This window comes from Xenorhabdus thailandensis, assembly GCF_037996785.1.
GTDB lineage: Bacteria > Pseudomonadota > Gammaproteobacteria > Enterobacterales > Enterobacteriaceae > Xenorhabdus > Xenorhabdus griffiniae.
Genome location: NZ_JBBMXF010000006.1, coordinates 26,129 through 49,206, shown reverse-complemented (window position 1 = coordinate 49,206; position 23,078 = coordinate 26,129). Strand labels below are relative to the sequence as shown.

5 protein-coding genes and 4 pseudogenes are annotated in these 23,078 nt (G+C 47.4%); 5 read left to right on the top strand and 4 right to left on the bottom strand.

All coding sequences use genetic code 11. The features are described from left to right. The 4 genes and pseudogenes from AAC853_RS02475 to AAC853_RS02460 form a co-directional block, all read right to left on the bottom strand. Positions 1-3,264 (bottom strand): annotated as a pseudogene (locus tag AAC853_RS02475) (non-ribosomal peptide synthetase); the annotation flags it as partial. A gap of 4 nt (positions 3,265-3,268) precedes the next feature. Then, positions 3,269-13,225 carry an amino acid adenylation domain-containing protein gene (locus AAC853_RS02470; protein ID WP_340613597.1) on the bottom strand — a complete coding sequence of 3,319 codons (9,957 nt, stop codon included), beginning with the start codon at positions 13,223-13,225 and terminating at the stop codon, positions 3,269-3,271. Positions 13,226-13,261: 36 nt separating this feature from the next. Beyond that, entirely contained in the window at positions 13,262-16,501 is a 3,240-nt protein-coding gene (locus AAC853_RS02465) for a non-ribosomal peptide synthetase (protein WP_340613596.1), read from the bottom strand. A gap of 473 nt (positions 16,502-16,974) precedes the next feature. Beyond that, on the bottom strand, positions 16,975-18,609 hold the full coding sequence (locus AAC853_RS02460) for a cyclic peptide export ABC transporter (RefSeq protein ID WP_340613595.1): 1,635 nt from the start codon (positions 18,607-18,609) through the stop codon (positions 16,975-16,977). Positions 18,610-18,781: 172 nt separating this feature from the next. Between AAC853_RS02460 and AAC853_RS02455 the strand changes: the two are divergent. From AAC853_RS02455 to AAC853_RS02430, 5 genes and pseudogenes are all read left to right on the top strand, one after another. Continuing rightward, positions 18,782-18,970: pseudogene (locus AAC853_RS02455) on the top strand (transposase); the annotation flags it as partial. An 86-nt stretch (positions 18,971-19,056) separates the two neighbouring features. Continuing rightward, positions 19,057-19,269: pseudogene (locus AAC853_RS02450) on the top strand (IS3 family transposase); the annotation flags it as partial. Between the two features lie 351 nt (positions 19,270-19,620). Continuing rightward, complete coding sequence (locus AAC853_RS02445; RefSeq protein WP_340613594.1) at positions 19,621-20,283, top strand: hypothetical protein; 663 nt, start codon at positions 19,621-19,623, stop codon at positions 20,281-20,283. Then, positions 20,280-21,458 (top strand): isochorismate synthase, encoded by a 1,179-nt coding sequence (locus AAC853_RS02435; protein ID WP_422824168.1) that lies wholly within the window; start codon positions 20,280-20,282, stop codon positions 21,456-21,458. The genes AAC853_RS02445 and AAC853_RS02435 overlap by 4 nt, the downstream gene beginning before the upstream one ends. Next, positions 21,452-23,073 (top strand): annotated as a pseudogene (locus tag AAC853_RS02430) ((2,3-dihydroxybenzoyl)adenylate synthase). The gene AAC853_RS02435 and the pseudogene AAC853_RS02430 overlap by 7 nt, the downstream one beginning before the upstream one ends. Positions 23,074-23,078: the final 5 nt, after the last annotated feature.

Below are 23,078 nucleotides of genomic sequence, written 5' to 3'. Positions count from 1 at the left end.
TCCAGAGACAGGCCGTGAAGACGCAGTTGCTCAATTAAATTGACCACGAGTAGTGAATGCCCGCCTAGTTCAAAGAAATTATCTTGCCGTCCGATTTGTTCTACATTCAGCAGGGATTGCCAGATTGCGGCCAGGGTTTGTTCAGTTTCGCCTTGTGGCACTTCGTATTCACGGCTGACAATAGCGCTTTGATCCGGTGCTGGCAGGGCCTTGCGATCCAGTTTGCCGTTGGCGGACATCGGGAAGGCATCCAGCATTACAAAGGCACTGGGTAGCATATGCTCCATCAATCGGCTGCTCAGTTGCTTGCGTAATTCAGCCGGACGAAGTGTCATGCCGGTTTCTGGGATCACATAGGCGATTAAACGTTTGTCACCGCTTTCTTCTTCACGGGCGATCACCACGGCATCGCTGACGCCTGTGCAAGCCACCAGTTGAGTCTCAATTTCCCCCAATTCGATGCGGAAACCGCGTAGCTTGACCTGAAAATCGTTGCGCCCTAAATATTCAATTTCGCCATCGGGTAACCAGCGCCCCAGATCGCCGGTTTTGTACATACGGGCATCAGGTTGTGTGCTAAATGGATCAGCCACAAATTTTTCCGCGGTTAAATCGGGGCGATTGAGGTAACCACGGGCTACACCGGCACCGGCAATATGAATTTCACCACTGACGCCAATGGGAACCGGCTGGCCGTGCGTATCCAGAATATAAATACGGGTATTAGGCAGCGGATAACCAATCGGGATAACCCCTTTAAGCTGGGGTAAATTTTGGTGATCCAATTTCAGCGTGGTGGCAATCACCGTAGTTTCCGTTGGGCCATAAGAGTTAATCCAGCGGCAGGATTGGGTTTCCTGATGGGACAGCCAGTTGATCAAATGGCGATGTTCTGCTTTTTCACCCCCCACAATAAGGGTGTGCAGGTGGGGCTAAAACCACTGCGCCCAGCCATCATCTCCTGTACCCACAAGTGCCAGAAAGCGGTCGGCATATCCATAATGGTGATTTTCTGCTCACACAGGAAGGTGACAAAAGTCATATCTGGTATCCGAATATGGGGCGGACGCAGCACCAGTGTCGCACCAGAGGCCAGGGTGGGGAAAATATCCGATACCGAGGTATCAAAAGCGATAGTCGCAAATTGCAGGATACGATCCCCCAATTGTGGTTTGCTGGTTTGATGTTGAGCGTGGATAAAGTTCACCACATTGCGGTGCTCCAGCATCACGCCTTTAGGCTGGCCGGTGGAGCCGGAAGTATAGATAATATAAGCCAGATGATGGGGTTGCAGTCCCAATTGATCAGTATCGGGATTATGGGTTGGCTGTTTTGCCACGTTATTCCGATTATATTGATCATCCAGCAGCCAGACAGGGATATTCTGTATTGGCAAATGCGTCTGTAGATGCTGTTGGGTCAGCAATAACATCGGTTTGCTGTCTGATAACTGGTAGGCCAGACGTTCAGCCGGGTATTCCGGATCGAGTGGAATGTAGCCGGCGCCAGCCTTAAGAATAGCGTATAAACCAATAATTAAATCCAGACTGCGATCAGCGCAGATTGCCACGCGATCATCAGGACGAACACCCGAAGCGATTAAATGGTGTGCCAATTGGTTAGCATGACGGTTTAGCTCTGCGTAACTCAGTTGGCTATCGCCAAACACTAATGCGGTAGCGTCAGGGGTTTGTTCCACCTGTTGTTCAAACAGTTGATGGATCAATAAGGTTTGTGGATATGGGAAGGCCGTATCATTGAAATCGTCTAACACTTGAGTGCGTTGGTATGATTGCAGCAGGGTAAACTTTCCACTGGTTGCGAATCATCTTTAACCATCGCGGTCAGCAGGGTTTGCAGGTAACTGGCGATACGTTCAACGCTGGCATGGTCAAACAGATCACTGGAATATTCCAGGCCACCCACTAACCCATTTTCGGTATCATTTATTGAGAGAGACAGATCGAAATGCGAGCTGTTTTCAGCCAGATTGATTTCACTAATGGTGATATCCGGCAATGCTATATTCTGCTGTCCAGGGGTATTATCCACTGACATCATCACCTGAAAAATCGGGCTATGACTGAGGCTACGTGGTGGTTTTAGTACTTCCACCAATTGTTCGAATGGCAGATCTTGATGTGCGTAAGGCATTGCCAGTGCATGTGCCTTGACCCTGGCTAGCAGAGCGCTGACCGTTGGATTGTCATCTATTTGAATGCGCAGAGCCAGCGTGTTAACAAAAAAGCCAATTAACGGCTCTAATTCGCTATATTGCCGATTAGCAACAGGTGTGCCAACCACCAATATCGTTTGCCCGCTAAGACGGGAAAGTAAAGTAATCCACCCCGCCATCAAGGTCATGAATAATGTTGTCCCGTGACGCTGGCTAAGGCTTCTTAATCCACTACTTAATTCCGGTGACAGAGTAATATCAACATACCCTCCGGCATAACTTTGCTGCTCTGGGCGTGGCCGGTCTGTCGGTAGTTCCAAAAGCGCAGGAGCACCCTGTAACGCATCGCGCCAGAAATTCACCTGTTTTTCCAATAATTCTCCCTGTAGCCACTCTCTTTGCCAAAGGGCATAGTCAGCATATTGGAGTGTCAAAGCGGGCAGGGGATCACCTTGTCCTTCGCTGAACGCATGATAAAGCGTGGAAAGCTCGTGCATCAGGATGTTAAGGGACCAACCATCGGAAATAATATGATGCTGGGTTAATAACAGGATATGTTCATTTGCAGCCAGTCGCAGCAAGCGCCCCCTGATTAGGGGGCCTTGCGCAAAGTCAAATGGCTGGCTGGTTTCACGCTGGGTTATCTCTTCGAGGGTAATTTGTTGTTTTTCCGCAGGCAGATGGCTGAGTTCTTCCACTGCCAAAGAGAAGCCGCTATCTGGTTTACCAATAACTTGCAGAGCTTGGCCTTCGACCATCTTGATAGTCGTGCGCAGAATTTCATGACGAGCAACAATTCTGTTTAATGCAGCTTGCAGGGCATCTAAATTCAGATAACCTTGCAGACGCAGACCGCCTGGAATGTGATATGCCGCTTGTGCTGCTGGATCTAACTGCGCCAGGAGCCATAAGCGTTGCTGTGCCCAGGAGAGGGGAAGCGTTTGCTGATCAGCGTTTCTCGGGATAATGTGCCTTTTTTCTCTGATCTGCTTTTTTTCCTCAATCTGACGGTTTTCAATGCGTTCTTTAATTTTTTTCTGGAGTACCGCTTGTCTTAATTCAAACAGGCTTAGTTCTTTGTTACTCATTTAATTAATTATCTCCATTTAGCAGGGCACGCAGTTCATCTTCGGACAAGTTTTCCAATTCTTTTTGCAGCAATTCGATGTCTTCTTGTGCGAAAAAGGTTTCGATCTGTCTTGATGCGATAAGCTCGGCGAGTTCAGAAAGTTCTGGATGGGTAAATATGTCTTGAATAGACATTTCAAGATGGAATGCATCACGTAATCTTGCCATTAACTGAATGATTGATAGGGAATTTCCACCCAGATCAAAGAAGCTGTCATGGCGTCCTATTTGTTCTAGTCCCAATAAATTCTGTAGGATAGCGGCAATTTGCTGTTCGATTTCACCTTGGGGCGCTTCGTATTCACGGCTGGCGATGGCGGAACGATCCGGTGCTGGCAGTGCTTTGCGATCTAATTTGCCGCTTCCGGTTAGCGGGAAGGCTTCCAGCACAACAAACGCGCCAGGCACCATATAACTAGCCAGACGGTTATTGAGTTGTTCACGCAGGCGATTGGCTTCTAGTGTGAAACCGGATTGTGGAATGACGTAGGCTACCAGACGTTTGTCGCCGGTTTCTTCTTCACGGGCGATGACTACAGCATCTCTGACGCCTTCACAGGTGGCGAGTTGTGCTTCAATTTCCCCCAGTTCAATGCGGAAGCCGCGTAGCTTGACCTGAAAATCGTTGCGTCCCAGATAGTCAATCATACCGTTTGGCAACCAGCGTCCTAAGTCGCCGGTTTTGTACATGCGCGCATTTGGCTGTGCGCTGAATAGATCGGCGACAAATTTCTCCGCTGTCATCTCTGGCTTATTCAGATAACCCCGTGCAACACCTGAACCAGCGATGTGAATTTCACCACGGACACCAATAGGAACCGGTTGACCGAGGGTATCCAAAATATAGATACGGGTATTGGGTAATGGGCGACCAATCGGAATATTGTCATTGAGATATGGCACTTGCGTGTTATCGATCGTCAGATGATCTACGGTCAAGGTTGTGGCAATAACGGTAGATTCGGTCGGGCCATAGGAGTTAATCCAGCGGCAGGATTGCGTTTCCGGGTGAGACAGCCAGTTCATTAAATGACGATGTTCTGCTTTTTCGCCACCGACAATAAGGGTGTGCAGATAGGGGCTAAAGCCACTGTGCCCCGCCATCATCTCCTGTACCCAGTGATGCCAGAAGGCAGTGGGCATATCCATGATGGTGATCTTCTGCTCGCGCAAGAAGGTGACAAATGTCGCATCTGGTATTCGGATATGGGGTGGACGCAGAACCAGTGTCGCGCCGGAGGCCAGGGTCGGGAAAATATCGGATACTGAAGTATCAAAGGCGATGGTCGCGAATTGCAGAATACGATCACCCCATTGTGGCTGGCTGGTTCGGCGTTGAGCATGGATAAAATTCACCACGTTACGGTGTTCCAGCATCACGCCTTTGGGTTGTCCGGTAGAGCCAGAAGTATAGATAATATAGGCCAGATGGTGTGGTTGAAGCCCCAGTTGGCGAACATCAGGGTTATGAATAGGTTGTTGTGCTAGCGTGTTACGATGGGCGTCATCATCCATCAATAAGGTTGGTATATCTTGCGTCGGCAAACGTGCCTGTAAATGGTGCTGAGTTAACAACCAGGCAGGTTGGCTGTCTGATAGCTGATAAGCCAGTCGTTCTGTGGGGTACTCTGGATCAAGGGGAATATAGCCAGCGCCTGCTTTAAGGATGCCGTACAGACCAATGATCAGATCCAGACTACGGTCAGCACAGATAGCGATACGATCATCGGGACGCACGCCGGATGCAATCAGATGATGAGCCAGTTGATTGGCATGATGGTTCAGTTCGGCATAGCTCAATTGGCTTTCACCAAACACCAGCGCAATGGCATCAGGTGTCCGTTCAACTTGCTGTTCAAACAGTTGGTGGATTAAAACATTTGGCGGAAGATCAACGGCAGTATCGTTAAATGTTGCCAATACCTCAGTGCGCTCTTCTGGGGACAGAATATCGAGCGATTCAATTTTCTGGTCATTCGCGTGTTGCAGGGCTGCGATCGTTCCCCTTAAAGCCATCTCCATATAAGTATTGATACGCGCCGGATCAATTTGCTGATAGCACTGTGCAGTGAGCGCAAATCCATCATCAAAATCATCGACATCCAGTGACAGTGGATAGTTACTGCGTTCTTCACCACTAAGTATCTGCACACCTTCCCATGCCAGCGATGCAGATTGAGATTTATTACGTGGACTATGGCGAAAGTTCAGTAAGCTGTTAAACAACGGTAATGGTGCCTGGATGCCACTGCAACGTTGAGCAACAGCCAATGACGCTTGCTCGTGATCGAGCAATTCACTGAGTTGTTGATGGGTTTCCCGAACTGCCTGCTTAACGGTACGCCCCTGTAACCGAATACGGATAGGCAGGGTATTGATAAACATACCCAATACTTCGGAAGCTCCCACTCCCCCCTGTAAGCGTCCCAGCAGGACTGTGCCAAACACCACATCGTTTTGCCCACTGCATCGGGCTAATACGTGCGCCCATGCGACATGGAACAGCACTGCGGCACTCATACCGAGTTGGCGGGCACAGTTACGCAGGTTATTGGCGAGTTCGTTATCCAGTGTGACAGTATTTTCTACAATTTTATTGCGGTTTGTTTCTTTAAGATCGTCGAGTAATTCAAAAGGTAAAGTGGGTTCTTCAACATCCCCAAGTTGTTCGCGGAAATAGGCTTGATGGATTTCCTGCGGCACGCTACGGGACTGGGCGATAAAATTACGATAAGGCAGGGGAGCCGGCAGCGTGTCACTTTCTCCCAAGATCATCGCCTTAATCTCATTGAAGATCATGCCTAATGAAATGTGATCGCATACTAAATGATGGTGCAATAAGGAGAGCAACCACTGTCCAGATTCAGGATCTTGGGTAATATGTGCAGCCAGAAGTGGTGCTTTGGTGATCGCCATTCGCACCGTGTGTGGGTCGGTGAGACGACGTAATTGCGCTTCCGTTAACAACGTGTGTTCAATAACCGGCAGCGGTGCACGACGATAAACAATCTGAACAGGTTCTGGCAATTCTTGCCAATGTACCGCACTACGCAGGATATCGTGCCTATCAATGACTTGTTGCAGTACCTGCAAGAACGTATCTAAACGTGTCCGGCTATCAAATGCCATAAGCTGATTATCCAGATAGATATCGCCTTCTGTTTCCAGCAGATGGTGGAACAGGATACCAGCCTGTAATGGCCCAAGTGGATAGATATCCTGAATATTGGTAACGCCTTCAGGAACGAGGTTGACAATCTCCTCGATCTGGTTTTGTGTCAACGCCACCAGTGGCAGCATGTCTGGGGTAATAATCTGGCTGTCTTCGCGGATCAGGTTTGGCGGAACAGCCAATTCGGTGCGACTCCGTGCGCTATTTTGATTTAAACGAGCGCTCATGGCAGCCAAGGTGGGTGCAGAAAAGACGGTACTAACATCAAGGAATAGATCATGCTGGCGTAATTCTTCGATCAAATTAACGACCAACAAAGAATGTCCGCCCAGTTCAAAGAAATTGTCATGGCGTCCCACTTGCTCCAGGCTCAGCAGGGATTGCCAAACTGTCGCCAGGATTTGCTCCGTGTCTCCTTGCGGCGCTTCATATTCACGGCTGATAACGGCAGAGCGATCCGGTGCTGGCAGCGCTTTACGATCCAGCTTGCCATTGGCGGTTAGCGGGAAAGCATCCAGCATAACAAAGGTACTGGGGAGCATATGTTCCATCAAACTGGTGCTCAATTGCTCACGCAGATAGGCTGGGTTGAGGGTCACTCCCGATTGTGGAATAAGGTAAGCAATCAGGCGCTTATTACCATTTTCCTCTGCACGGGCAATCACCACCGCATCACTGACACCTTCGCAAGCGGCCAGTCTCGTCTCAATTTCTCCCAGTTCAATGCGGAAACCACGTAGCTTGACCTGGAAATCGTTGCGCCCCAGATATTCAATGGTGCCATTTGGCAACCAGCGTCCCAGATCTCCTGTTTTATACATACGGGCTTCGGTTTGTTCACTAAAGGGATCGGGAATAAATTTCTCTGTCGTTAAATCGGGTTGGTTTAGATAACCACGAGCCACCCCTGCGCCGCCGATATGAATTTCACCACTAATCCCAATGGGAACCGGCTGGCCTTGGGTATCCAGAATATAAATTCGGGTATTGGGTAGTGGATAACCAATTGGGATCACACCTTCAAGTTGTTGCAGGTTTTGGCTATCCAGCTTCAATGTTGTGGCAATAACGGTGGTTTCAGTCGGGCCATAGGAGTTAATCCAGCGGCAGGATTGCGTTTCCGGGTGAGATAGCCAGTTTATTAAATGACGATGTTCTGCTTTTTCGCCGCCGACAATAAGGGTGTGCAGATAGGGGCTAAAACCACTGCGACCTGCCATCATCTCCTGTACCCAGTGGTGCCAGAAGGCAGTGGGCATATCTATGATGGTGATCTTCTGCTCGCGTAAGAAGGTGACAAAAGTGATATCCGGTATTCGGATATGAGGCGGACGCAGAACCAGTGTCGCGCCGGAGGCCAGGGTCGGAAAGATATCGGATACCGAAGTGTCAAAAGCGATGGTCGCAAATTGCAGAATACGATCACCCCATTGTGGTTGGCTGGTCTGGTGTTGCGCATGGATAAAGTTCATCACATTACGGTGTTCCAGCATCACCCCTTTGGGTTTGCCCGTGGAGCCGGAGGTATAGATGATATAGGCCAAATGATGGGGTTGCAGTCCCAGTTGGCGAACATCAGGGTTATGAGTGGGTTGTTGTGCCACCGCGTTACGATGGGCGTCATCATCCATCAATAAGGTCGGTATATCCTGCGTCGGCAAACGTGTCTGTAAATGGCACTGAGTTAACAGCCAGGCAGGTTGGCTGTCTGACAACTGATAAGCCAGTCGTTCTGTCGGGTACTCTGGATCAAGGGGAATATAACCCGCACCCGCTTTAAGGATGCCATACAGACCAATGATCAGATCCAGACTGCGGTCGGCACAGATAGCGATACGGTCATCGGGACGGACGCCAGACGCAATCAAATGGTGAGCCAGTTGGTTAGCATGACGATTCAGTTCGGCGTAACTGAGTTGGTCATCACCAAACACTAATGCGATCGCATCAGGTGTTTGTTCCACTTGTTGTTCGAATAATTGGTGGATCAACTTGTCTTGTGGATAGGGTTGAGCGGTATGGTTGAAATCCACTAATACCTGCTTGCGTTGTTGCGGTTGCAGCAACGGTAAATCTTGTATCCGCAGAGCATCATCAGCCACCATCGCGGCTAACAGGGTTTGCAGGTAGCGTGCCAGCCGTTCAATACTGGCACGATCAAACAGATCACTGGCGTATTCCAATTCACCAATTAACCCATTATTGGTGTCGTTCATGGAAAGTGACAGATCGAAATGGGTGCTTCTGCGGGCTAACGGCAACTCATCCAACACTAAACCGGGTAATTCAAGGGATTGTTGTATCGGTGTGTTATCCAGCGCGAGCATAACCTGAAATATCGGGCTATAACTCAAGCTACGTGGCGGTTGCAACGCTTCGACCAATTGTTCAAAGGGTAAGTCCTGATGTACATAAGCTGCCAGTGCATGGACTTTGACTTGTGCCAATAACGTGCTAACGGTGGGGTTATCTTCCAGTTTTATCCTGAGTGCCAGCGTATTGGCGAAGAAACCAATCAACGGCTCTAATTCACGGTGCTGCCGGTTAGCGATCGGGGTTCCAATAACAATATCGTGTTGACCACTGATGCGGGCAAGCAAGATTGACCATGCAGCCAGCAATGTCATAAATAATGTGGCACCATGGCGCTGGCTCAATGCCTTTAAGCCATCACTTAATGCAGGTGAAAGAGTGAATGCCACTTGATCGCCATGGTAGCTCTGAACCGCAGGGCGTGGCCTGTCTGTTGGCAGCTCCAGTAACGCCGGAGCGCCTTGCAGGGCTTCTCGCCAGAAACTGACCTGTTTTTCCCGCACTTCACCCTGTAGCCATTGTTGCTGCCAGAGAGCATAGTCAGCATATTGCACTGTCAGTGCAGGCAGTGGATCGTTTTGCCCCTGAATGAAAGCACGGTAGAGGGTGGTGAATTCATATATCAGGATGTTTAATGACCAGCCATCCGAAATCATGTGGTGCTGAGTCAACAACAGAACATGTTCATTATTGGCGAGTTTTAGCAATTGTCCGCGAATTAATGGCTCCAGGGCAAAATCAAAGGGATGGTTAGTTTCAAATTGAGCGGCGGTATCAATAGCCGCCTGTTTTTCTGTCTCAGTTAACTGACTGAGATCTTTAATGGTCAACTTGAAGCCACGCTCCGCATCGGCAATGACTTGCCGGACAATACCCTCCTCCATTTTGATCGTTGTGCGCAGAATTTCATGGCGGGCAACGATCTTATCCAAAGCCGCTTGCAGTGCATTCAGGTTTAACTGGCCTTGCAGACGTAACCCACCAGAGATGTGATATGCCGTTTGGGCGGCAGGATCTAACTGCGCCAGGAACCACAGGCGTTGTTGTGCCCAGGAGAGTGGCAGAATTTGTTGCCGGTCGGCGGGTAATATCGCTGGTTGTGTGGCATGTTGTACTGGTTGATTGGTTGTATCCAGTGATTGTGCCAAATCGGACAAAATGGGATGAGTAAATAGATCTTGCAAGTCCACTTTACGGTTGAAAACCTGGCGCAAGCGGGTTGCCATCTGTACTGTCAGTAAAGAGTGACCACCCAACTCAAAGAAATGGTCATGACGTCCCACTTGCTCCAGCCCCAGCAGGGATTGCCAGATTTCTGCCAGTTTCTGCTCAATATCCCCTTGAGGGGCTTCATATTCACGGCTGGCAATGGCAGTACGATCCGGTGCAGGCAAAGCCTTGCGATCTAATTTACCGCTGCCGGACAGGGGAAAGGTGTCCAGTATGACAAATGCACTGGGGATCATGTGCTCCATCAGGTGGATACTCAATTGTTCACGCAGATGGGAAGGAGTGAGCGTAACACCAGGTTGTGGTATCAGGTAGGCAACCAGACGCTTGTCGCCAGCCGTTTCTTCACGGGCAATGACGACAACATCTTTAACTCCGTCGCAAGCTGCCAATTGCGCTTCGATTTCTCCCAATTCAATACGGAAGCCACGTATCTTGACCTGAAAATCATTGCGTCCTAAATATTCAATGTTACCGTCCGGCAGCCAGCGCCCCAGATCGCCGCTTTTATATAGACGGGCATTAGCTTCTTTGCTGAACGGATCGGGTATGAAGCGTTCTGCCGTCAGTTCTGGTCGGTTTAAGTAACCACGGGCGACACCGGCGCCACCAATATAAATCTCTCCACTGACACCGATGGGAACAGGTTGACCGAAGGGATCGAGAATATAAATACGGGAATTGGCATTGGGGCGGCCAATAGGAATGCTATGGATAATCTCGGTAGGGGTGCCACCATTTAGGATCAGGGAAGTCACGATCACGGTGGTTTCAGTTGGGCCATAAGTGTTGATCCAACGGCAGCGTTGCGTTTCGGGCAATGATTGCCAATCTACCCAATGGCGGTATTCCGCTTTCTCACCACCGACAATCACCGTATGCAGGTAAGGGCTGAAACCTGTACGATCGGCTTTCATCTCCTGTACCCATTGGTGCCAGAACGCAGTCGGCACATCCATAATGGTGATCTTCTGCTGCTGTAAAAAATCGATAAATTCTATATCCGGTACACGGATATGGGCAGGACGCAGGACTAAAGTTGCCCCCGCAGCCAGGGTCGGGAAAATATCTGAGACGGAGGTATCGAATGCCATGGTCGCAAATTGCAGAATGCGATCCCCTGGTTGGGGATGGCTGATTTGATGTTGGGCATGAATAAAATTGACGACATTACGGTGTTCCAGCATCACGCCTTTAGGCAATCCAGTCGAACCGGAGGTATAGATAATATAGGCCAGATGGTGTGCTGACTGGCTGGCATCAGGATTATGGGTCGGCTGTTGTGCCGCAACATTTAGATAATTTTCATCATCCAGTAACCAGAACGGCACTTCCGTCAACGGTAAACTTGGCTGTAACTGTTTTTGGGTCAACAATAACTTTGGTGTGCTGTCTGATAACTGATAAGCCAGCCGTTCGGCAGGATATTCTGGATCGAATGGAACGTAACCTGCCCCTGCTTTGAGAATGCCTAACATGCCAATGATCATATCCAGGCTGCGCCCGACACACAGTGCCACGCGGTCATCTGGGCGTATACCAAAGGCAATCAGGCGGTGGGCCAGTTGGTTGGCGCGTTGGTTTAGTTCGGTATAACTTAGTTGCGTATCTTGGTACACCAAGGCAATAGCATCAGGTCTTGATTCTGCTTGTTGTTCAAAGAGCTGGTGGATCAACTTATCTTGTGGGTAGGTGAAGTCTGTGTCATTAAAATCCACCAACAATTGTTGGCGTTGCTGGGGCGTTATCAACGGCAGTTCAGCCACGTGCCGGCTATCATCAGCCACCATTGCCGCCAGCAAGGTGTTTAAGTGGCTGACTATACGTTCAATCGTGGCGTGGTCGAACAGATCACGGGCATATTCCAGATCACCCACTAACCCATTTTCAGTTTCATCCAGGGTTAATGTCAGGTCAAAGTAAGCACTATCCCTGATTAATGGCCGCTCATCTAATACCAATCCTGGCAGCTCAAAATGCCGTTGTCCCGGCGTATTATTGGTTGCCAGCATGACCTGAAAAATGGGGCTATGACTTAAGCTGCGCGGAGGTTGTAAGATCTCGACCAATTGTTCAAAGGGCAGGTCTTGGTGGACAAAGGCATTGATTGCTTGTTCTTTTACTTGTGCCAGTAGTTCACTGACAGTGGGGTTATTATGCAATTGCACACGTAACGCCAATGTATTGGCAAAAAAGCCGATTAAAGGGGCTAATTCAGGCTGCTGGCGATTGGCGATGGGAGTGCCAATCACAATATCATCCTGACCACTGAGTCGGCCAAGCAATGTAGCCCATCCCGCCAATAACGTCATAAATAAGGTAGTTCCGTGACGCTGGCTGAGTTCTTTTAAACCGGTCTGTAATGCGGGGGGAAGAATAATATTAACCCGTCCGCCGGTATAGCTTTGCTTCGCGGGGCGTGGACGGGCGGTAGGTACTTCCAGAAGTGCGGGAGCACCTTGCAGGGTGTTACGCCAGAATTCGGCCTGTTTTTCCAGCGCCTCTCCCTGTAACTCGTTTTTCTGCCAGAGAACATAATCAGCATACTGAATGGTCAGGGCGGGCATGGGATCAGGCTGTCCTTGACAGAATGCGCGATAAAGTGTGGACAGTTCTTGCATAAAGACACTGACTGACCAGCCATCAGAGATAATATGGTGTTGAGTTAACAGCAGGACATGCTGATCTTCTGCCAGTTTTAGCAAGCGTCCCCGTGCTAATGGGCCATGAGCAAAATCAAAAGGGTGGTTTGCTTCAAGACAGGCGATTTTTTCAATGGCCGCTTGTTGTTCTGAGTCTGTTCCTGCGGAATAGGATTGGCTGAAATCTTCTTGTATCAGGGGAAAACCACAATCTGCATCATGAATGATTTGTTGGGCTTCGCCTTCTACCGTCACGATAGTGGTACGCAGAATTTCATGGCGTGCCACAATGCGATCCAAGGCTGCCTGCAAGGCATTCAGGTTCAGTTTGCCCTGTAGGTTCAACCCTACTGACATATGGTATGCCGTTTGTGCAGCAGGATCTAACTGAGCAAGGAACCATAAACGTTGTTGTGTCCAGGATAATGGCACGCCGTTATCACGCGGTTGAGCCGTGATTGTTGTCTTTTGTGTCGATTGGCGGGTTATTTTTGCTGATTTGGCTAACTCAAGTAGTCTTCTGCGTTCCGCTAATGGTAGAGATGAAAGCTCGTTATTATTCATTTGATTATCACCATTTAAAACAAGGTAAATTAAAATCTAATTCATTGATTTATAAACATCTTGCAGAGACTCTGAATCGAATTGCAGTAATAGAGAGTCAATAATGCATTCTTCAAGTTGACAGAGGGTTGGGTGGGAAAACAGTTGATGAATAGATAATTCAACATCAAATGTTTGTTTTATTTGCGACTGTAGCTGTAGCACTAACAGAGAATGACCACCTAGCTCAAAGAAGTTGTCATAGCGACTTACCCGATCCAGCCCCAATAATGTTTGCCAAATGGCGGCCAATTGCGTTTCGGTTTCGCTTTCTGGAGCCGCATATTCACGACTTGACATCGCTGCGTGATCGGGAGCAGGCAGAGCTTTGCGATCGAGTTTGCCATTTGGCGAGAGAGGAAACGCCTCCATTACCACAAAGGCAGCCGGTATCATGTAATCGGCGAGAGTGCGGCTTAATTGCTCACGCAGTTGAGAAATGCTTGGGGTGCTATCCTGATTTGGGATCAAATAGGCAACCAGTCGTTTGTCATGGGGTCCATTGTCACGGGCAATCACCACCGCTTCACGAATGCCCGCACACTGGGTCAGGCAAGTTTCAATTTCACCCAGCTCAATACGCAATCCGCGAATTTTGACTTGAAAGTCGTTGCGTCCCAGATAGGCGATACTGCCATCCGGTAGCCAACGTCCCAGATCGCCAGTTTTATACAGACGAGCATCAGGATCGGCATTAAATGGGTCGTTAATAAAACGTTCAGCGGTTAATTCAGGCAGGTTTAAATAACCACGGGCGACACCCACTCCACCGATATAAATTTCCCCCGCCATACCAATTGGAACGGCTTCTCCATGAGTATCGAGAATATAGATTTGGATATTGGCAATAGGCTGTCCAATCGGCACTTGTCCGATATAGCGATCCGGAACACATTGCCAGGCCGTGACATCAATGGCTGCTTCCGTGGGGCCATATAAATTATGCAGTTCACTGTGAGGCAAGTGAGAAAGACAGTGTTGTTGCAAGGCATAAGGCAGCGCTTCCCCACTGCATAAAATTTGGCGCAGGGAAAGGCAGCGTCCGGCTGGAATGTAATGGAGAAAACTTTGCAACATGGAGGGGACAAAGTGGATCGTCGTGATATGACGGAGTTCTATCTCTTCCAATAAATAATGCGGTTCTTTGTGACCGCCGGGGCGAGCCATCACTAATTGCGCCCCAGACATCAGGGGAAGGAAGAATTCCCAGATGGAAACATCAAAACTAAACGGCGTTTTTTGTAAGACGCGATCGTGCGGGGTTAATTGATAAGCCTCTTGCGCCCAAAGCAAACGGTTAACCACGCCGCGATGCTCATTCATCACCCCTTTGGGGAGTCCGGTTGAGCCAGAGGTATAGAGGACATAGGCCAGATAACGTGATGTCAGCCCTAAATAAGCGGCCTCTAAGTTATCATTATCCTGGCGGGTAATATTGGCCTGAACGGTGGGATTATCTAAAAACCAGACAGGAATTTCAGTCACGGGCAGTTGTTCTTGCAAGCCATGATGAGTTAGCAGGATCACAGGTTCACTGTCTGACAGGATATAAGCGAGTCTGTCTGTGGGATATTCCGGATCGAGTGGCACATAAGCCGCCCCCGCTTTCAAAATCCCCAACAGACTAATGACCATATCCAAACTACGTTCCATGCAAACGGCGACGCGATCATCGGGATGAATTCCCGTTGCGACAAGGGCATGAGCTAGCTGGTTAGCCCGCTGATTCAATTCCATATAACTGAGTTGCGTATTCTCATATAGCAGTGCAATGGCAGTTGGGTTGCGTGCTGCTTGTTGCTCAATAAATTGATGGATTAAGGCGTGTTGCGGGAAGGGCTTATCCGTATTGTTAAAATCATGAAGGATTTGCTGACGTGCCTGTTCATCCATCAATGGCAAACGATCAATTGTCTGTTGTTCGTCGTTTACCATCGCTTCCAGCAGAGTCAAAAGGTTTTGCATAAGCTGGGAGATGAATGCTGCATCAAATATTGCCGTGTCGTAATAAAAGGTATAACCAATATGCTCGCCAGATTCTAAGACATTTATCATTAATGGAACTGGGACATCGGCATAGAGGGGATATGGGAAAGGTCGTAACTCTGCATTTCCCCACTGTACCGTGATATCGTCATCTTCCGCCATCCAGAGGGTAGTCAGGTCACCGATATATCTGGCTTTTTGGAATATCATGACTGTCTGGAAAACAGGGTGAACTTCTGCATTGCGTTGCAGTTTTAGTTGTTCCAGTATCTTGGTGAACGGATATTTCTGGTTTTCAATACCCTGCCGAATAGTCTTCGTCGCTTGTGTGATATGTTCCTGTACGGTCATATCACGGTTTATCTGGCAGCGTAAAGCAACCGGATTGATAAATTCGCCGACTAATTTTCCCCAACGTGCCCGGCCTCTGCCCGGCAAGATAGAACCGATAATGACGTCATCCACTGCGGTATAACGGCTGAGAAGAATTTGGTAGGCAGCCAGAAAAACAGCAAATAGGCTGTTGTCATATTTTAGCGCTAATGCTTGCAGCTTGTGCGTCAGTGACTGGTTAATGATTTTCTTTAACGATATTTTTCCTGTGGCGTGCAGGGGGCTGTTTTTTGGTGGCCATTGTGAGATAGCTAAATCACCCGCCAATGTGTTTTGCCAGAATTGCTGTTGTTTTTTAGCGCTGGCACTTTTTAGCCATTGTTGTTGCCATTCCACATAATCATGGAAACTATTTTCTGGTGCGGGTTCCAGGGGGGTTGCCGACAGCAGAGCATCAAGTTCATCTAACAGTATCCAATAAGACCAGCCATCAACGGCCAGATGATCAAAGGTCAAGACCATGACACTTTCTTGTTGATTGCGTTGATACCAGCTGGCATAAACCCGCAACGGATGGGCCAGGTCAAACATATGCCAGCAATCGTCCTGAACACGCTGTTTAAGCGTTTCTTCGCTAAGATGCTGGGCATCGTGTACTGTAAGTGTGATGTTAGCGCTGTCTGCGATGCAATAACCTAATTCGCCGTGGTATAGTCCAAAACTTGCCCGCAGCATCGGATGTCTTTGTACCAGTTTATTGAGAGCCTCTTCTAAACGCTTGGCCGTTAATCCTTTAATGCGTGTACAAAATGCACTATTATTTTGACCGCGTTTGTCAGGATCAATTTGATATTGAAACCAGCGGCTGCGTTGAGCTTCTGATAAAGGGAATGATTTCAATTTTTCGGGGTAATTCATTCTATAGCTCCCTTTTTATGGGTACATTAAAAATAAAAACATGAGAACGGATAAAACAAAAAATCACACTTGGGTTTTAACAATGAAAATAACTGACCATTCTAATAAAAAAGAACAGTCTTATTTTTTATATTTATTTAATTCCTTCTTGCCGACTAGGAAATTATGTTTATACCAATCCAACTTCAAGGTGCAGTTTGCGAATCAATGTGATTGTTTATATCTCCCTGCGTAGCGGGGAGATATAAAACACATATTGAAAGACGATTGGTATATTACAAAATTAGATAATTCAAATTAAATAGTTCTATTACATATGTCTAATAATGTTTTTCTAATATATCTCATTTTATTATAGAAATTATGTAATAAATTTTATTACCGTTAGTGATTTTTTCTCAAGTTTTTCTGAGTATATAAAGTGAAATAAGAGCCTGCTTTATCAGGCTCTCTGCCATAAGATTTATTTCATTTTATTGAATATAATGGTCCTTATGATCAACTTCTTTAATATGGCCATCCTCTAATTTAATAATGCGGTCAGCTATATTAAAGTAAGCATCGTCATGACTAATAACCAGGACAGTTTTACCTCTGGCTTTTAATTCTGGCAGTAGCTCAGTATAGAATAAGCGTTTAAACACCGGATCCTGGTCGGCGGCCCACTCATCAAACAGATAAATAGGGCGGTCTTCCAGGTAAGCTGAAACTAAAGCCAGTCGTTTCCGTTGACCTGCGGAAAGATTTGTGGTGGAAAATCCGCCATCAACAATTTTAACTTTGTGTGCCATATTTAACGCTTCAATATAATGTGTTGCTTTTTCGGTGACATTCGCATCGCTATTGAGTAACTGCTCAAATAGATGGTAATCAGAAAAAACGGCCGCAAAATGTTGACGATAATGTTCATTATTTGCTGGTGTGATTTCCACACCATTTAATGAGATAGTACCGGATTCTTGCTCAAACAGGCCAACAAGCAACATAGCAAGTGTTGTTTTCCCACTGCCATTCCCACCGACGATAAAAACAATTTCACCTTGCGATATTTTTAAACTTAATGGGCCGAGTGCAAACTGGCGATCTTCTTTATCCGTTGTGTAATGGTGGACAACATCTTTCAGCTCAATCTCGATGGCTTGCTGCTTGTTAAATGGGTTGGAGCCTTCAATTTGTGCCGACAGGGCTTCTTCCAGTTGGCTGTCAAGACGCCGCATTTTATTTAATGAAACTTCCGCCTCTCTCAGCTCCGGAATTGCGCCAATAACTTCACTGATTGGGCCGGATAAGAAGAGAACAAGCAACGATACAGTCACCAATGTTGATGGTTCCTGGGGAAGCCAAATCGGAACAACAAAAATAATGATACCAATCATGACATAAAATGTTACAGAACTGGCATTAATCACCCAGGCATAGCTGGAGTTCGCTTTAATACAGATCTCCTGAAACACTTTGGCAGCAGGCGCAATCACTTTATTAATGAAAAGATTTCCTTTTTGTTTATTGAGTTGCAGCTCTTTACTGCCATCAATCAGGCTTTGGAAATTAAGGTATATTTTATCTATTTGATCACGCATATCTGTCATTAATTGTAATGGATATTTTTCCCATAGATAAAACACATACATGCCAATCAGGCTAAGTGCCGCTAAAATGAGAAACAGTTGCCATGACATCCAGGCTAAATAACCAAAACAGGCTATGATTAGGGTGATATTACCAAAAACAGAGGGAGCCAACATAAAGGAGTGTACAAAAACATCGACATCTTTGGTTAAAACCGCCAATAAACCGTGCCGCCCAAGTTTATGTAGTTTTTTAAGTGGCGCCCGCAAAATTTTATTACTTAAACTTAGACGTAATGAAAAAACCGTGGATTGGGCTAAATGCGATAATGTAATTTCTGACACGGTCTTAGTAATGAAAAAAATAAAACAGATGCCAAAAAAGCTCCAAAGAAATGTAATCAGGTTAATCTCTTCTGTTACTCCTTGACTGATCATCCCAACTATCGAAGCACCGGCAAACCCACTAATTAATGCGCTTATTGTCGATACCAACAATAATACCCAAGATTGACGATATAAATAAGCTATTAGAGTCATAGAAAACAAGCCATTTCGAAGGTTATAATTAATATGAAAATTCATATATCTGCTTACTCAATCCATTATGGTTATTTTTTTCTTATAAAACTGCAAGCGTGATTTATGGCATAGTAATATTAATAAATATAATTTTGATAAAGATTATTCTCAATGTGAATGATAATGCGAAATTGCTTCCCTTTATCGCCGACAAACAGGCTGTGGCCATCTGCTTATTATTTCCTGTATCGATCCTCTCATTGCAGCGATTTTTGTGAATGAGGTCAATGCAGATATATTTTCGAATGGCAGGCAACTTTCTGTCTGGTGTGGTTTGGCTTCCCGGCAACACAGTTCGGGCGGTGAAATCCGCTTGTTTTCCCTCAGTAAATATTGCTATATGATCGAGCAATTCAGAATACATTATCCAGTGGCTTTCCTTGCCAACTGTTCGGAAATTTTGATATTTCTACTCATCTTGACGAGCAGTTTGCGGTCACTGAACCCCATCAAGTATAGGGATGTGACCGACATTTGGATCGGTAAACGTTGGGTGTATTTGGCTGTAGTTCTCGACTTGTTTGCGTGCAACCCCATTGGCCGGATGATGTCATTTTCCCGGATTCTGAGTTGACATAGAAAGAGTTAGAAATAGTATTTGAATCAAGGGAGAAGCTATAAGGTATCATGTTTCATCGCGATCAAGGCAGCCAATGTACTAGCAAAGCCTTCCAGGACTCAATAGATTAATGTCATGATCCAAAACCCCCATACCCACGCAATAGTTAGATGACTTTTCTCTGTTGCTATATCTATAGAAATTTTTACAAGAAAACGGTATCAATTAATAATACAAATTACATTGATAATCATTTCTATTTAAAATATTGTAATGGGGTTTTCCTTCTCAGGAGCCAACACCTCTCCTGATGAACGTTTTGTCAAATTGGATTTCTGGCGCCGCCTGTAAGCAGCACAAATTAATTGTTATTAAATATTTTCATAAGGCAAATCAGACGGTGTTTGATTATGTTTAAGATAAGAAGAAAAAAATTTATGGCGAAAATCATCGCCAGACGTACAAAATTTGGGTTTCAGGCGACACTACTTTCAATATCCATGTTATCTGACGGGGCGTATGTGGCTAGCGATGGGGAAGGGACCATAAGGGATGCAGTCGCGGAGCGGAAAAGCGTAACGCTACCCATGAGAAGGATTGTAGCGAAAAGTTTCGTATTAGGCGCTAAAACGGCGATCCTACTTCTCAAACTACGGCAGGTCATCTCCGTGGTTACTCGTCACCAGATGGATAGCAAAAGAACGATTTTCATATCCAAGGCACTAAATTATACCAACAGTGTTTTCACCAATTATCTAGATTCATCTAACCGCAACGATGAAGTCGTAAGCCACCGCTTTTGCTACATAAGTAATAAACTAAGAAAAAATACTTCCAATTTGAAAGGCGCATCTGTGCAGTTTAACGTCAATAACCTCACCATGTCGCCTCCTGCTGTGGAAAAGAAGCGCGCTTCTACTGCTACGACTACAGCATGTTCTCCACGTCCAGCTATCGCTAATAACACCTGGTATCCGGCACCGCTGGCGGCTCGCTCTCATGTTGCCGTCGGTATTTTTCTCCTCTCAGGAAAGGGGGAAAAGCTGGCACCTACACCAACAAGAGGAACTTGATTTTGTCTGGTATTACCCATGATCTTCCTTCACTAACGTTGCAAGAGGATGACTTTATCTTTCTGTCGCCCCACAAAAGCCTGCTCGCTCGGGGATGCTTCGCTACCTTGACACATCCTGCCGCATCCGGACATCATGTTGAGAGTGAGTTCCAGAAGAAAGTGCAACAGTTGCTTGGTCAGGCTCAGCAGGCCGGCGTAGAAAACCCCATTGTAGTGGGAGCTATTCCGTTTGATAAACGCCAACCCTGCTCGCTGTTTATTCCGCAGACCCACTACTGGTTCGATCGCCACGCCTTTAATCTCTCCGATTCTCCGGTGCAGGTGAAGGGGCAAGCTCACTACATTCCAGATCATGATGTATTTTGCAGCATGGTAGAAAACGCCTTGAATCCACTGCGCATTGGTGAACTGAATAAGGTGGTGTTGTCGCGCTTGCTGCAGATTGAAAGCACTTCCCCGCTTAATGCTTTGAGCTTATGGCTACAGCTCAACAGACAGAATCCGGAGAGCTACAACTTTCACTTGCCGCTAGCAGATGGCACTCTAATCGGTGCTAGCCCTGAACTGCTGTTACGTAAAGAGGGGAATGTCCTGCGCTCCTGTCCTCTTGCCGGCTCAGCGCGGCGAGGTGACGATGACTCTAGTGACAGAAATATCAGGGAAAAGTTGTTGAACTCCGGAAAGGATCGCCATGAGCATTTGGTGGTCACAGAGGCTATCCGCTGCCAATTGACGGATCTCTGCCAGTCTCTGACGATCCCTGCAGAACCCTCGCTGCTCAGCACGCCTGCGCTTTGGCATCTCGCTACTGAGATCCAGGGGATATTGTCTGGTGATTGCGATAACGCATTGTCTCTTGCCTGTCTACTTCATCCCACGCCTGCATTATGTGGTTCTCCTTATACCTCATCCCGCAACCTGATCGGCGAGCTGGAACCATTCGACCGCGGTTGGTTTGGCGGTATTGTCGGCTGGTGTGACGCCCGCGGAGACGGGGAATGGGTTGTGGCGATCCGCTGCGGTAAAGTTCGGTCTCATCAGATTGAGTTATTTGCCGGTGCTGGCATTGTTCCGGATTCTGTTCCGGAAAACGAATGGTTGGAAACCCGTACCAAATTTAACACCATGCTGAGTGCACTTGGTTTTGCAACGCAACAGGAGCAGATATTATGATTGAATTTAGTCGCTGGCCTCAGGATATGGCCGAACGTTATCGACTGAAAGGGTATTGGATTGATCGCCCGTTGAGTGAGATCCTCGATATTCACCGCGAGAACGATGCTGTGGCACTATTCTGCGGGGAGCGATGCTGGAGCTATCGAGAGCTTAATGAAGCAGTAAACCGACTCGCTGCTTCCCTGTATCGACGTGGCGTGCGTCAGGGACAAACTGCATTAGTACAGCTTGGCAATGAAGCGGAGTTTTATATCGTCTTTTTTGCCTTGTTGCGCCTGGGCGTTGCACCCGTTAACGCGCTTTATAGCCACCAGAGCAGTGAATTAACTGCGTATGCGCACCAGATTACGCCAGAGATACTCATTGCCGATCGCCAGCATCGCCAGTTTCATGACGATACTTTTATTGATCTTCTGATAGCCAAGTGTCCGGAATTGAAAACAGTGGTGCTTCACCATGAGGATTCAGATTCGAACCGTTCGCTTTCACGCCTGATATCGGAAGAGCCCGGAGACTTCACGCCAACGCCAACGCCAGCGGATGAGGTCGCATTTTTCCAGCTTTCCGGCGGTAGCACTGGCACCCCCAAGCTGATTCCACGCACCCACAACGACTATTATTACAGTATCCGCGCCAGCAATCCGATCTGCGACATCAGTAGTAAAACTCGATATCTCTGCGCACTGCCGGCCGCACACAACTATCCTATGAGTTCACCGGGTGCGCTGGGCGTATTTTATGCGGGTGGTCAGGTCATCCTCGTCCCCGATCCTAGCCCGGACGGATGTTTTCCGGTCATAGCCCGTCACCAGATCAATATTGTCGCTCTGGTGCCACCAGCAGTCAGCATCTGGCTGGAATATGCCAATATCAGAGGCCACGCCAACGAACTCTCTAGTCTGAAAGTGATGCAGGTCGGCGGTGCCCCTCTGGGAGAAACGCTGGCCAGACGCATTCCAAAAGAGTTGGGCTGCCAACTCCAACAAGTATTTGGTATGGCAGAAGGTCTGGTGAACTACACCCGACTAGACGATGACGATGCGCATACCTTCACAACTCAAGGACGCCCCATCAGTGAAGATGATGAGGTATGGGTTGCAAACCGAGAAGGCCTTCCTGTACCGCACGGAGAGCCTGGATTGCTGATGACTGGGGCCCATACACCTTTCGAGGTTATTACCGAAGCCCAGAACATAATCAGACGGTGTTCGACAGTAACGGGTTTTATTGTTCTGGCGACGTGGTTATTCAGTTTCCCGATGGATATCTGAAAGTCGTTGGACGTGAAAAGGATCAAATAAATCGAGGTGGCGAAAAAATTGCCGCTGAAGAGGTTGAACATCTGTTGCTGCGCCACCCAGCGGTGGTGTACGCCGCACTGGTCGCTATTACTGATTCTCTAATGGGTGAGAAAACCTGCGCCTTTGTGGTAACGCGCGAACGCGAATCCGTGAAACCAGCCGTGCTGCGCCGCTGGCTACGCGAGCAAGGTATAGCTGACTACAAAATCCCCGATCGTTTTGAAAGTCTACCTGAGTTACCGCTCACTCCGGTAGGAAAAATCAACAAACAGGCGTTACGTGCACTTGCCAGCGCCACCTTAGAAAATTGAGAAAA

Coding starts and splice junctions, on each gene's coding strand:
- AAC853_RS02445 (WP_340613594.1), top strand. CDS start 19,621: ATGTTTAAGATAAGAAGAAAAAAATTTATGGCGAAAATCATCGCCAGA.
- AAC853_RS02460 (WP_340613595.1), bottom strand. CDS start 18,609: ATGACTCTAATAGCTTATTTATATCGTCAATCTTGGGTATTATTGTTG.
- AAC853_RS02465 (WP_340613596.1), bottom strand. CDS start 16,501: ATGAATTACCCCGAAAAATTGAAATCATTCCCTTTATCAGAAGCTCAA.
- AAC853_RS02470 (WP_340613597.1), bottom strand. CDS start 13,225: ATGAATAATAACGAGCTTTCATCTCTACCATTAGCGGAACGCAGAAGA.